This window comes from Mycetocola miduiensis (genome assembly GCF_900115155.1).
GTDB classification, from domain to species: Bacteria; Actinomycetota; Actinomycetes; order Actinomycetales; family Microbacteriaceae; genus Mycetocola_A; species Mycetocola_A miduiensis.
Genome location: NZ_FOVM01000007.1, coordinates 200564 through 213911, shown reverse-complemented (window position 1 = coordinate 213911; position 13348 = coordinate 200564). Strand labels below are relative to the sequence as shown.

Below are 13348 nucleotides of genomic sequence, written 5' to 3'. Positions count from 1 at the left end.
CCGACGCCCGGTCGGTTCACCTCAGTAGAGGTGACGTTCGGCCCTGTGCCTCACCGACCGCGCGGTGCAGCATCAAGAAATGGAAACGCTAAATGAATCCGGCCGGGGCGGCACCCTCCGCAACGGCAGCTTCCGTCGGCGGATCGGGTTTTCGGCCGCCATTGTCGTCAACGCCGTCTTGCTGGGATTGGTGAATGGCTGGCCGGGATGGCGCGCCGTTCCGATCCTGACTGGAGAGGCCGACTCGGTCGTACTCGTGTTCAACCTCGCTCTCGTCGTCGGAATCCTGGTAAACACGGTCAATATGATCGCGGACATCCGCTGGGTGAGGGCTGTCGGCGAGATCATCACGTCTGCAGTGGCTCTGGTCTTTCTCACCCAACTGCTTCGCGTGTTCCCTTTTAGCTTCAGCGACGGATCCGTCGACTGGGCATTCGTGATACGAACTGTCCTCTGGTTCGCCGTCGCCGGGTGCGTCATCAGCATTCTGGTTAGCGGAGTCATCGTGGTGCGGGAAGTGACTCGCAACCGACAGGACCTGGCGGAACAACAGAGTTGAGGGCATCCGGGACAGGGCGTGGAACGACGAGCCCAGCCGTCGTTCCTTGGCGGATGCTCGAACGGCATCCAGACGCGACGATCTTCGCTTTCGCGCAGGTCCCGTCACACTCGCATTTCAGTCTTCGCCACGCGCCCGCCGCGCCCTGCGCCGTCAAGCCAGGGCCGGCAGAGTGACTTGCCGGGGGCGCTCATGACCGGACGAGGTCTGAGGATGGCCATATGAACCCAACCATGCGATCAGGATGCCGGCGTTGAGCAAGACCGCGGGAACATGAAAGGGGTGGATAGGCACGAGCAGCACCAGCAAGGACACTCCTGTGTCGATGAGTGTGAGGGCGCGCCACCACTCCCGGTGGTCAGAGCCCAGTCTTCCAAAGTGATCAGTCTCCAATCGTTGAGTGTTCACTTTTCAAGCGCCGCTGCTGTCCAGTTTTCAAGCGCCGCCGACATGCTTGAGTAACCGTGAACGGGGGAAGGTGTGGGCCACCGGCGCATCGAGGCGCGGTTGGCAAGTCCGCGCCCGAAAGCGCCGGGAGCCTGGGCGAGCCTAATCAAACCGGTGGACGATCAGGACGACTCCGATCAATTCCAGCCATGGGGGTCCGCGCCTTCTGACGAAGTTCGGTCTGTTATCGTCGCCGAGGTTGTCGCGCGAGCCGACCGGGGTCGCGGTCGGGTTGCGGAGCGGACGATCTCAGCCAGGCTCTTCTCGAAGTTTTTGGTGAGCAGATACGCCATCGCTAGTGCCATGATCGGGTTCGCCAGGGTGTAGATGCCCAGTGGCGTTATGCCTATCAGGAACGCGATTCCTCCGATTAGGCCCCACTTCACATACTTGCCGTGCGATAGGAGTAGCAGGCCGACCGCTATCTCGTAGGCCGCGGTCAGCAACCCGAAGAGAGCCGGGGCAACGATGACGATGTGCTCGAAAGACCATTTATAGGACGGCACAATTGCGCCCTGGGTGCCCAGGGCCACGAACTGCTCCGGCGCAACGAGGACAAGCACAACATTGACGGCCGTCGCCATGATCAGGAAAAAGATTCCCAGGAAGATCCGGCCAGCGTTGGGCCGCACGATACACAAGGCCAGAACCAAAAGGCAGAACACCCCAAAGTAGATCAACTGTTCCATGCCGCCAGCATCGGGAAGTCCGGGGGAGCACGCACAGGGTCAAAGGTCCCAGGACAAAGGGGGCCGGTGCAGGTTGTGGGTGGGTGCGGGCGCAGTCTCGGCTCACAGTCGGGAGAACAGACTCTTGTCGGCCATGCTCAAGAGACCGCACCGGTCCTGACGGCAGCGACATTGGGGGATGCCGCTGCGGACCGGTGAGCGCTAGCCGGACCCTCGCAGAGGAGCCATTATGCACGTAGTAGTCGTCTTCGAATCGCTCTGGGGAAACACAGAGCGACTAGCGCACGAAATCGCGGCCGGGATCGGCGAACGCACCGATGTGGTGGACGCAGCGACCGCACCGAGCACCTTGGACTCTGACATTGAACTGTTGGTCGTGGGTGGCCCCACCCACGCATTCTCTATGACAACCAATTCGACACGAGAGTCGGCGAGCAAGCAGGGCGCCCAGCACATTCCTGTCCGCGGCATCCGTGAATGGATCCAGCTACTTGCAGAACCGGAGCGCGCAGTTCCTGTGGCTGCGTTCGATACTCGTGTCGTGAGTCCCCGGCTGCCTGGATCGGCGGCCAAGAAGGCGATGAAGAGGGCTTGTGGCCCTCGGATTCCGCCCGGTCGCAAAGCCCGAGACCTTCGGCGTGCACGGCTATTCGGGCCCGATCGCCGACGGAGAGCTCGAGCGCGCGAGAGAATGGGGAGCGGAACTCGCCGCACTCTTGCCCCACCCCTCAAATCGCTGGGGCAGGCGCGCGGTTCACCGGCCAGACGTGACATCTCGTGCCATCGCAGGAGCACAAGCGCGACCCGCGCTTGTTCGGCGTCGAGTGGATGCGCTCCGTGTCGTTGGCGGGATGACGAGCAAGCCAAGAGTACCGCCCCGGCGAAAGGGCTGGCGGGATCACCCACAGAGAGGACTTGGATTCGGGGATACCTCGGTGACGGAGACTTTCGTGTGCTGGGGCCTTTTTGGGTCCCTTTTGACCGCCAACCAACGTCAGATATTCACATTCAACGCGGTGTACCCGTCTGAGCGATCGCCCTTGCACCCATATGATTACTGGCATCCACAACTAAAGACGGCGCAAACCTGCACTCCAGCGTCTGTCAGGGGGTCAGGGGTTCGAATCCCCTCAGATCCACCAAAAACCCTGATGAACGATAAGTTCTCAGGGGTTCTTTTCGTTGAAAAAGGCCTCTCAAGCCCCCTCTCACCGTCGACGAGCTCGCGGAGTACCTCCAGCTGTCCAAGGAGACGATCTACCACTGTCGTCTCGAAGGCACGGGCCCGAAGGCGACCAACCTCGGGAAATACGACACGTCATGAAAACCGAAGGCTCATTGAGAAGAAAGATAGCGCCCCACATGGGTGGGCTGGCGATCCGCGAAATCCAGGCCGGCACGGTGCTCCGCGCGTACAAGGCGATCCCCAAAGAGACGCCAAGCACTGACACGGAGCCAGTTCTAGAGCGTTCGCGCTGGCGTCGCCCCAGTCAAGCCCGCCGCCTCAGCCAGTAGTTCCACGGAACGCACTTGCCCTGCCACGCCCGGACTTTGGTGTGCCACGATCAGTTCATCCGCACCGGAATGCGCTGTGAACGTCGTCAGGTAATCCACGACCGCGTCCGGCGTGCCGACTGCCGAGTACTTCATCATCTGGGCAATCTGCTGGCCTTCCGGGGAGTCCAGGATCAGATCCGCCTCGACATCGGTGAACGTCCTGCCTCTGCCTAGCAACAGGGCCACCCGTGCGCGCAGGGCCGCGCGGAACATCTCCTGCGCCTCGGCGTCGGTGGCGGCCGCAACGACATTAACGCCGACGATGACGTGGGGTTTGTCGAGCTGGGCGGACGGCTTGAACTCGCGCCGGTAGGTGGCTACCGCGTCGTGCAGCGCGTTGGGAGCGAAGTGTGAAGCAAAGGCATAGGGCAGGCCCAGTGCAGCGGCGAGCTTGGCGCCGAACAGCGACGAACCCAGGATGTACAGCGGAACGTTGGTGCCCTTGCCCGGGATCGCCTCCACACCCGGAATCCGGGTGGGACCGGTCAGGTAGCCCTGCAGTTCCAGCACGTCCTGAGGGAAACTGTCTGAAGACCTCGGGTCACGGCGCAGCGCCCGCATGGTGTTCTGGTCGCTTCCCGGCGCACGCCCTAGGCCGAGGTCGATCCGCCCAGGGTGCAGAGTCTCCAGCGTGCCGAATTGTTCGGCAATGGTCAGCGGTGAATGGTTGGGGAGCATCACCCCGCCCGCACCAAGCCGGATCGTCTCGGTATGAGCTGCGACATGCGCAATCAGCACGCTGGTGGCTGACGAGGCGATCGAGGACATGTTGTGGTGTTCGGCGTACCAAATCCGTTGGTAGCCGAGTTCCTCAGCCCGCCGCGCTATGGCGACGCTGCCGGCAAAACTCTCGGCGGCGGTCTGCCCGGGTCCGATCGTCGCCAGATCGAGGATGGAAAGCGGAACAGTCAAGATCCAGTGGCCTTTCGTCGAAGGATTGCACCGAGTGATTCGGGGTCCATACCCGAAACGCCGGTTGTCGATCGGATATTCCTAGCCTGCGGTGGCCACTGCTGGACGATTTCGAGCGGTTGGGCGACACTTGCTCCATGAGCGGGTCGCATCACTCGGGTGGCGGACGATTCAGTATCGGCAGGGTTGCAGCTGTTTTCTCCATTTTTCTCGGCCTCGGCGTTTGGGTGGTTTTGTGGGCAGCCGACGTCCGGCGTGAAGCGTGGAGCGACGCCAACTTCCTGGTGTGGGTCGTATTGGCACTTGCGCTGACCGCAGCATCGGCGTTCGCCTTCGAGATCGGCATCCGTGGACTGCGCGAAATTGCCGATAAGTGGGGTGGCGTCTTCCGCTCCGGAGGAATCGGCATCGTGGCTGTTGGGGTGGTATTAGCCGTCTCCGGCGTAATACTCGCTACCGTCGCGATTCCGAATGTCGGCGGAACTGTCCGGGGCGCCATACTCTGCATGGTGGCTGTACTCGGCGGGGCCCCAACCGTTCTCGTGGAGTTGCAAACCGACGTATGGATCCTCGCTCCCCTTCTCGCCGGCGTCCTTCCGGCTGCCGCCTCTGGTTAACTGCTCGCTCCGGCCAGTGCCGCTTTAGACGACGTCAATGAACCCTCAATGGAACGCTTTACGGGATTCTTCAAGACGGGGATATCGCTCGAAGACCCGAGGGGGCGATCGCGGCGCATTTTCACGAGCGTACGGCTGTCAGGTCTTCTCCTGCGTGGGGGCGAGGTGTCACGATGGTTGAATCGAAGCGGCGCCGGCGTGCGAGGCGAGGTGACTCAGGAGGGCCTGTTCGGCCAGAGGACGGCTGTAGAGGTAGCCCTGCACGCTGGTGCATCCATACTCGCTGAGCCGAACGGCTTGTGTGGCCGACTCGACCCCTTCCGCGATGACGTCCAGGCCGAGTGCGTCTCCGATGGCCAGGATGCCTCGCACCACCGCGGCGCAGGCTGGGTCCTTCTCCACGCCCCTGACGAAGCTCATGTCGATCTTGAGGATGTCGACGGGGAGCTCGGTGATCCGGGTGAGGCTGCTGTACCCGGTACCGAGGTCGTCGATGGCCACCTTCACGCCACGATCCCGCAGATCTTGCAGATCCTTCTTGAGGGAATTCGCGATCAGCGGCATGTGGGTCTCTGTGAGCTCGAGGACCAGCTGGGAAGGCTCAAGCTTCGCGGCCGACAGGGCCTGGAGCACTTCCTGGTGCAGACTCCCGGTCTCCAGTTGCCGGCCGGAGACGTTCACGTGGACCGCGGGTGCCGCCGAGTCGAGCACGTCGACCCAGGTGGCCGCGATCCGGCATGATTGCCGCAGAACCCAGCGCCCGATGGGGTGTATCAGGTCGGTCGCCTCGGCGACGTCGAGGAACTCTCCGGGAGCGAGAATGACGCCGTCGGGGCGCGCCCAGCGAAGAAGACTTTCGACTGCCACCACACGGCCGGTTGGCAGGTCCAAAACCGGCTGGCCGTACATGACCAGCTCGTCGCGCTCGACGGCATAACCCAGTTCAGCCAGAAGGCGCATGTGGCGCATGGCCTGAGCCGTCCGCGTCAGATGTGCCGGGGTGTCTGGGCCGCCGACCTGGAACCGACCCTTACCTGCATCTTTAGCCACGTACATGGCTTCGTCGGCCTGGTGGAGCAGTTGCTCAGGGGTGGAAGATTTGTCAGACAGGCTGACGCCGATGCTGCCGCTCAGCGCGAACGTCTCGTCGCCGACGACGAACGGGGTCCGAAGAGCGGTCAGGACGCGATCGGCGATGACGCTCGCTACGTCATCGTTTTCGAGGTCTTCACACACCATCACGAACTCGTCACCGCCGAGGCGCGCCACCATGTCACCCGGTCCCAGAGCCGCGCGAATCTGATTGGCTACGTGCACCAGCGCCCGGTCCCCCGCGGCATGACCGGCGGAGTCGTTGATTCCCTTGAACCCGTCGAGGTCCAGGTACAGCACCCCGAGGCGCCGATCGGTGCGCACGCTCTCCATGAGGGCGTGGTCCATGCGGTCCATCAACTGGATCCGGTTCGGCAGGCCCGTCAACCCGTCGTGCAAGGCCTGGCGCCGCAACGCCTCCTCGCCCCGTTTACGGGCCGAGATATCTTCCACCTGGCCCACCACCGCAGCATCGGTGGCGGCAGCCGCGCCGGGGCTGAGATTTACCTGTACCCACAGCTCGCTTCCGTCGGCGTGGATCCAGTGCTGCTCCACGGAAGCACCCGACGCCGGATCGCGCCGGAGCGTCGAAAACGGATCCGAATTCGCATCAGGATCGCCCGGGGCCACCAGCCCATTCATGTCCATCGCGAGCAATTGCTGCTCTGAGTACCCTGTGAGCTGGCACATCGCAGGATTCACCTCAAGAAACCGGCCCGAATTCTCTGAACCAACCCCGACCAGCATCATCCCGTTCGGCGCGTACTGGAATAAGTCCCGAAACCGCGACTCGCTCTCCTGCAAGGCTGCCCGTGAACGGTTCAGTTCGGTGATGTCGGTGCCGACCTTGATGAACCCGGTCACCTCACCGCGGAGACCACGCATCGCACTCACTGTGATCGACGCCAGCAACCGACGACCGTCACGGGTGACATACGTCCACTGCCGCGTCTCGGGCTGCCCTGCGGCGGCCTGAACCAGGAAAACCTCGAAACCCGGTTCCATACCCAGCTCGTCAGCCCTCGCCCGGATCTCGCCCGGGTCGTGAAGACGCTCAGGGCTGGTCCCGATCATCTCCTGCGCCGAGTAACCGAGCATCCGCTCCGCGCCGGTATTGAAAACCGTGATCAAACCGTGCGGATCGGTAGCAATGATGGACTGCTCCGTCGCAGCATCAAGCACCCCGGCGAACAAGTCACGCGACCGGTTCGACTCCCTCGCCGCCATCCTCATCTCGCTGAGGTCTTGGAGGCCGCCGATCAATCGGATCGGCTGTCCACTCGGATCCCACTCGGCTCGGCCCCTGCCGCGGACCTCTCGGATCTCGCCGTCTCGCCGGACGATTCGGTGGTCGACCTCGTAGTTTACGCCGGTTGAGACCGTCTCCCGGATCGCTGACGACACCCGTTCCCGGTCATCGGAATGAACCATGGATAGGTATCCGTCGTACGTCGTCGGTTGCCCAGCCGGGTCGGTCCCAAGAATCTGGTGCACCTGTTCAGACCAGCTCACCAGGTCTGGCCCGATCTCCCAGATCCAGCTGCCCTGCTGAGCCAGTTCCTCCGCGGCCTGCAACGCCCGCTCCCGATCCTCCACCGCGGCGACCGCGTGGCGCGCCCAGTGGACGCGCCCCTTTGGCAGCTGCATCTTTCGCCTCCCTGACGTTAACGACCCTCGGTGACTCTGTTCGCCGACTACCTAGTATCCCTGAGTAGCACTGCGAGCAGGGCTGCGAGCCATTGCGGACACGTCGGAGGCCGACTTGGGGACACTCCGCGGCGTTGCGCTGGGCATCTGTGGCGTCATTATGGTGACGTCGTCTATCAGGCGGGCTTTGGTCGCCCGCGCGCTTTGGCCCGCTGGTTCAGGTTGAAGAACGTGGAAAACATAACGACCCCACCGAGCGTAACCGACCATCCCGTGCAGACGCCGCTGGCCGTCACCGGTGGACATGTCCTCCCGTGGGTACTTGTCCTCGGCATGGCGCTACTGCTCAGCGGCGGAGTGCTGATGTTGCGGCGTCGCCGTAACGGCGCAGCGTAAGCACTGGCTGTCACAAACTGCCGCCCGTGTTTCATTCGGAGGTCTTGCATGCTGAACGCGCCCTTTTGGTTAGGTTATGCTTACCTTTGTTCAATGGGTGGCTACCGCATCCCGCACTGAAGGTCTTATCCATGCTCTCAATCGCCTCCGCCCATGGGACATGCCTCCTTGGAGGCCAACCTGACGACACGGCGCTCATCGTCGACAGCGCTCCCATCAGCTATGCCGAGCTCTCGTTGCTGGTTCAGGAGCGAATCAGCCAGCTCGGCGAAACTCGTCGCCTGGTGATGATTGCCGCCGGTAACGCGCTCGAGCCGATCGTCACCTATCTCGCCGCACTCGAGGGCGGGCATCCGGTATTGATCGTCTCTGGTGGTGACGACGCAGCAAGCCTCGCCCACAGAGCCAGCATGATCGAGCGCTTCGACCCAGACGTCGTCGCCCTCCCCGGCGCACGGGGCTGGATGCTCGAGGAGCGCAACCCGGGCAGTGTGCATACCTTCCACCCCGAACTCGCGATGCTTGCCAGCACATCCGGATCCACCGGGTCGCCGAAGCTGGTGCGACTTTCCTACGACAACCTGCGCAGCAACGCGGCATCCATCGCACAGTACCTGCGTCTCGGGCCCGACGATTGTGCGGCGACGACACTGCCGCTGCAGTACTGCTACGGCCTGTCCGTCGTGAACAGCCACCTGCTCGCCGGAGCAAGTGTCATGCTCACCGAACGATCGGTGACCGAGGAATCGTTCTGGCGGGAAGCATCGGCGCATTCCGTCACCTCGATCGCAGGTGTGCCGTACACGTTCGAGATGCTCGAAGCCAGCGGCTTCACGGAACGGTCGGTCCCGAGCCTGCGCTATCTGACACAGGCGGGGGGCCGGCTCGCGCCTGAGATGATCCGGCGCTTCGCCCGTCTCGGCGAGGAGCGTGGATTCGAGCTCTTCGTCATGTACGGCCAGACCGAAGCAACCGCTCGGATGGCTTATCTGCCTCCCGAGCTCGTAGGAACCGGTGCAGGAACAATCGGGCGCCCCATTCCCGGCGGCCGGTTCCGTATCGACGCCGGGGATCCCGCGGCAGGGGACGGGAGCGAAGGGGAGCTTGTCTACGAGGGGCCCAATGTGATGCTCGGTTATGCCGAGACACCGGCGGACTTCGATCTCGGTCGCACGGTGCACGAGTTGCGGACGGGTGACCTCGCGCGCCGGCGCGCCGATGGGCTGTACGAGATCGTCGGTCGAATGAGCCGGTTCGTCAAGATTTTCGGGTTGCGAATCGATCTGGACCAGATGGAGCGGCTTCTCGCGGATGACGGGACCCACGTGCGCGTCGCGAATGCCGATGAACGGCTTCTTCTCTTCGCCACCTCGGACCGGGTCGCCCGACGCGCGCAGGAGCGGGCCGCCACGCTCGCGGGCCTGCCCACCCACGCCATCAGTGCTTACACTGTGCAGCAGTTCCCACGAACGCCCAGTGGCAAGCTCGACACCTCAGCGCTGGTGCGGTTTGCCGCGCTGCAGGACCGCGTCTCGGAGACGACGGTGTTACCCGACGCCGCCGCTGAGGTGTCGCCTGAGGCGATCCGCGACATCCTGGCGACGTTGCTCGCTTGTCCTCACGCGCGCCCGGACGACTCGTTCGCGGCGCTCGGCGGCGACTCGCTGAGCTACATCGAAGTGTCCCTTGCACTCGAGGCGGTGCTCGGTCGCCTGCCCCGCGACTGGCCGGCGCTCACCGCTCGCGAGCTGGCCGCGACCGCCGTGGAAGAGGCAGACGCGAAGCCCACCACGGCTGATCCTGACACATCCACGGATGGTCCTGCCGCTGTCGCCAGCTGGCCTATTCGTTCCCTCTTCACCGGAGTCGTTCGCCTCGAGACGCCGGCGGTGCTCCGAGCGATCGCAATCGTGCTCATTGTGGGGACCCATGCGGATCTCTTCGTGGTGAAAGGCGGCGCGCACCTGCTGCTAGCCGTGGCGGGATACAACCTTGCCCGCTTCCAGCTGGCATCAGTGCCCGGCCGATCGAGGCCGCTCCTACTCATGCACAGTGCTGCGCAGCTCGCGGTGCCCGCAGTGCTCTGGATCGGTAGTGTGGCGCTCTTGACCGGTCAGTATCACCTCAGCACGACTGCGCTGATCAACAATCTGGTGCCGGGCGACGGGCGGTGGAACGAGCAGTGGCAGTTCTGGTTCCTCGAGGCAGTGCTCTGGACCATTGTGGGACTCGCCGTGGTCTTTGCGGTTCGCGCGGTTGATCGGATCGAGCGGCGCTCTCCGTTCGGATTCGCCATGGTCGCTTTCACCATCGCGCTGGTCGCGCGCTTCGCTATCGCCGGAGCTCACCCGGAGTATGTCGAACGTTACATGGGTCCCGTGGTCGTCTGGCTGATCGCGCTTGGCTGGCTTATCGCCCGTGCCGACACCACCGCCAGACGAGTGGTCGTGTCCGTGATGGCGGTGGCGAGTTCCGTGGGATTCTTCGGTGATCCGGTGCGCGAGGCAGTGGTTGTCATCGGCGTGCTGGCGTTGATCTGGGTGCCGACGGTTCGCCTGCCGCGATGGATGGTACCGGCAGTCGTCGCACTCGCGGGCGCTTCGATGTTCATCTATCTCACCCATTGGCAGGTGTACCCGCCGTTCGAGCAGACTGCTCCGTGGTTGGGCACGCTGCTGTCCCTCGCGACCGGTGTGATCGTCTGGCGTGTGTACACGCGGGGGAGCCGGCGTGTCGCAACCGCAGTGCGTTCGCTCCGTTCGTCAGCAATGGGGGAGGCCAAAGGGGCCGCGGGGCCGGCGTAATCGAAACGTCGCCTGCGCGCTCCTCGCGTCAGCCCTGACCGGGGTAGAGAACGATCCCGCCATTGACGGCGACGCTGACCGAGCATCCTGTCTCGTAAGCGTCCGCGGCGTGCAACGGCACCCGATGCGTCGCCTGCACCGCGGAGCTCCCGTCGCCGAAACGCAGCGTGAGTTCCGCACCGGCTCCCGTTGACCGGATGCCGACGACGGTCGCATTGCTAGGGCCGGCTGTTCGAGCCAGGTGCAACTGCTCGGGCCGCACCATGGCGTGCACCCGGTCGGCGCCGCCGCTGTGGTCGTGCCTCACGGGCACTCGACCGAAAACGCAATCGACTGCGTCGGTCGCCGTGAGACACGCTGGCACCAGCACCACATCGCCGAGGAACGCGGCGACGCGCACATCAACCGGTGCATCGAACACACTCGCCGGCGCGCCGACTTGAACGAGTCGACCTTCGGCGAGCACGCCGACCTGCTGGCCGAAGGAAAGAGCTTCGTCGCGGTCGTGGGTCACGAGCAGGGCAGTCACCCCGCTCCGCTCAAGGATGTCGACCACGGCCTGGCGAGTCTGGGCGCGCAGGCCGGTGTCCAGGGCGCTGAACGGTTCGTCGAGGAGGATCACCTTCGGCTGCTGTGTGAGCGCTCGAGCAAGGGCGACCCGTTGTTGCTGTCCGCCCGAGAGTTGGTGCGGCATGCGGTCGGCGAGCGCAGGATCGAGGGAGGCGAGTTCCATCAGCTCCTGCACCCGAGCTTTTCGCCGTGCCGCGCGGGGCATCCCGAATGCGATGTTCCTGGCCACTGAAAGGTGCGGGAACAATGCGCCGTCCTGTGCGACGTAGCCGATGCCGCGCCGGTGAGCGGGCACCGTCGCATGCGGGCTGCTCAACTCCCGGCCGTCGAGCGCGATGCTTCCCGTATCCGGCTGCTCAAAACCACCGATAAGCCGCAGCAGCGTGCTTTTGCCGCTCCCCGACGAGCCAACGAGTGCGATCCGGGCGCCGTCTGGAACTTCGAGGCTGACATCGTTGAGTACCGGCGTTGCGCCGAAGGCCTTCGATATGTTGTTGAGGCGGAGGGTCATCGGAGGTTCCGTCCGGTCGCGTGGGCGAACATGAGGGCGACCGCCGGGCACGACAGCAAAACGAGCACTATCGCGTATGGGGCCGCTGTGGGGTAGTCGAGCGACGAGGCAGCAGCCCAGAAGCTTGTTGCGACGGTCCGGGTTCCGGTCGGCGCGAGGAGCAACGTGGCTGTGAGTTCGTTCGCGGCACCGAGCGCCACGAGCGCGCCACCCGCGCAAATCGAGGGAATGAGGAGCGGTACCGTCACTCGCAGCCGAGCCCGGAACGGTGCGACGCCCAGGGAACGAGCCGCTTCCTCGAGGGATTCGGGCACCTGCGAGAGACCGGCCCGGAGGGGGACCAGCGCGCGGGGGAGGAAAATCACCACGTAGGCAGCAATCACCGTGAAAGCCGTCTGATAAAGCGCCGGTGCGAAGGCAATGGTTGTCACGACGAGTGCGAGCGCGACGATGATCGAGGGAAGACTGCTCGCCAGGTACGCCGCACCTTCCAGGAGACGCGAGAGCCGCCCCGGATAGCGCACCGCCAGCCAGGCGAAGGGGAGCGCGACGGCGATTGCACAGACCGCTGCGGCAATGGCGAGGAGGAGAGTCTGCCCGGTGGCCGACGTGAGGCCGACGAGGTCGGCGGAGCCCCCATGGAACAACCACCGCACGACACTCGTGAGCGGCACGAGGGTGGACGTGGCGACGACACAGGTCGCCGCGATGATGGCGACTGGCGTGAGAGGGCCGAGCGGCAGCCGCGCGGGCGGATGCGGTGACCCGCCACCCACGCGCGAGTAGCGCGCCTGGCCGCGGGCGAGTGATTCGGCGACAAGCAGGCAGAGGCACAGCAGCACGAGGACGAGCCCGAGGGCGGCCGCGTTCGGGCCTGCGAAGCTCGCCTGATAGGCGACAACGATCGCAGTGGTGAATGTGTCGAAGCGCAGAAAGGCGAAAGCCCCATATTCAGCCAGCAGATGCAACGCGACCACCAGTCCGCCGCCGAGGACCGCCAGGCGCAGCTGCGGCAGCACGACCCGGCTGAACACCGACCACGAGCCCATCCCGAGCGAGCGCGCTGACTCTTCGAGCGCTGGGTCGAGGCCGCGGATCGCCGCCAGCGCAGGCAGGTAGACCAGTGGAAAATACACTGTCACGGCGACGAGCAAACCGCCCCACAACCCACTGATGGAGGGCACCGCACTTGCCCACCCGTAGCTCGAGACGAAAGCCGGAATCGCAAGCGGGGCCGCGAACGCCACCGCGAACACCTTGCGACCAGGTAGCGCGGTGCGCTCGACCAGCCACGCGCCGCCGACGCCCAGGACAACGGTTGCCGGAACGCCGATGATGACGAGCAGGACAGTGTTGGCGAGCAACTCGCCAACCTTCGGGCGGAACACGAGGGCCGCGAGCTCGTCCCAGCCCATGGCTACCGCAGCCTGGACGACGTATCCGATGGGAATCAGTGCGCCGAGGGCGAGTACAACGACGACGGTGACGAGAACGGGAGGCGCCGCGCGTCGCTGCGGCATCCCGAGGAGCGGGCGGGTCGTCTGCGT

9 protein-coding genes are annotated in these 13348 nt (G+C 64.5%); 4 read left to right on the top strand and 5 right to left on the bottom strand.

What is annotated here, in order from left to right; all coding sequences use genetic code 11:
• Nucleotides 1-79: 79 nt before the first annotated feature.
• Entirely contained in the window at nucleotides 80-559 is a 480-nt protein-coding gene (locus BM197_RS12725; protein ID WP_090712076.1) for a hypothetical protein, read from the top strand.
• A gap of 584 nt (nucleotides 560-1143) precedes the next feature.
• On the opposite strand, the gene BM197_RS12720 is transcribed toward BM197_RS12725, so the two are convergent.
• Together BM197_RS12720 and BM197_RS12710 are read right to left on the bottom strand one after the other, a co-directional pair.
• Nucleotides 1144-1695 carry a hypothetical protein gene (locus BM197_RS12720; RefSeq protein WP_177216836.1) on the bottom strand — a complete coding sequence of 184 codons (552 nt, stop codon included), beginning with the start codon at nucleotides 1693-1695 and terminating at the stop codon, nucleotides 1144-1146.
• Between the two features lie 1461 nt (nucleotides 1696-3156).
• Nucleotides 3157-4164, bottom strand: coding sequence for an LLM class flavin-dependent oxidoreductase (locus BM197_RS12710; RefSeq protein ID WP_090712074.1), 1008 nt, complete (start codon nucleotides 4162-4164; stop codon nucleotides 3157-3159).
• A gap of 137 nt (nucleotides 4165-4301) precedes the next feature.
• Here BM197_RS12710 and BM197_RS12705 point away from each other — a divergent pair, with 137 nt between their 5' ends.
• Nucleotides 4302-4781 carry a hypothetical protein gene (locus BM197_RS12705; RefSeq protein ID WP_090712072.1) on the top strand — a complete coding sequence of 160 codons (480 nt, stop codon included), beginning with the start codon at nucleotides 4302-4304 and terminating at the stop codon, nucleotides 4779-4781.
• Nucleotides 4782-4949: 168 nt separating this feature from the next.
• Here the strand turns inward: BM197_RS12705 and BM197_RS12700 are convergent, their stop codons facing one another.
• A complete protein-coding gene (locus tag BM197_RS12700) occupies nucleotides 4950-7520 on the bottom strand; it encodes a sensor domain-containing protein (RefSeq protein ID WP_090712070.1) in 2571 nt (856 codons plus the stop codon).
• Between the two features lie 231 nt (nucleotides 7521-7751).
• Here BM197_RS12700 and BM197_RS16365 point away from each other — a divergent pair, with 231 nt between their 5' ends.
• Both BM197_RS16365 and BM197_RS12690 read left to right on the top strand, forming a co-directional pair.
• A complete protein-coding gene (locus BM197_RS16365) occupies nucleotides 7752-7916 on the top strand; it encodes an LPXTG cell wall anchor domain-containing protein (protein WP_090712068.1) in 165 nt (54 codons plus the stop codon).
• Between the two features lie 131 nt (nucleotides 7917-8047).
• A complete protein-coding gene (locus BM197_RS12690; protein ID WP_090712066.1) occupies nucleotides 8048-10720 on the top strand; it encodes an AMP-binding protein in 2673 nt (890 codons plus the stop codon).
• Between the two features lie 28 nt (nucleotides 10721-10748).
• Here the strand turns inward: BM197_RS12690 and BM197_RS12685 are convergent, their stop codons facing one another.
• Both BM197_RS12685 and BM197_RS12680 read right to left on the bottom strand, forming a co-directional pair.
• Nucleotides 10749-11801 carry an ABC transporter ATP-binding protein gene (locus BM197_RS12685; RefSeq protein ID WP_090712064.1) on the bottom strand — a complete coding sequence of 351 codons (1053 nt, stop codon included), beginning with the start codon at nucleotides 11799-11801 and terminating at the stop codon, nucleotides 10749-10751.
• A complete protein-coding gene (locus BM197_RS12680; RefSeq protein WP_090712062.1) occupies nucleotides 11798-13321 on the bottom strand; it encodes an ABC transporter permease in 1524 nt (507 codons plus the stop codon). The genes BM197_RS12685 and BM197_RS12680 overlap by 4 nt, the downstream gene beginning before the upstream one ends.
• Nucleotides 13322-13348: the final 27 nt, after the last annotated feature.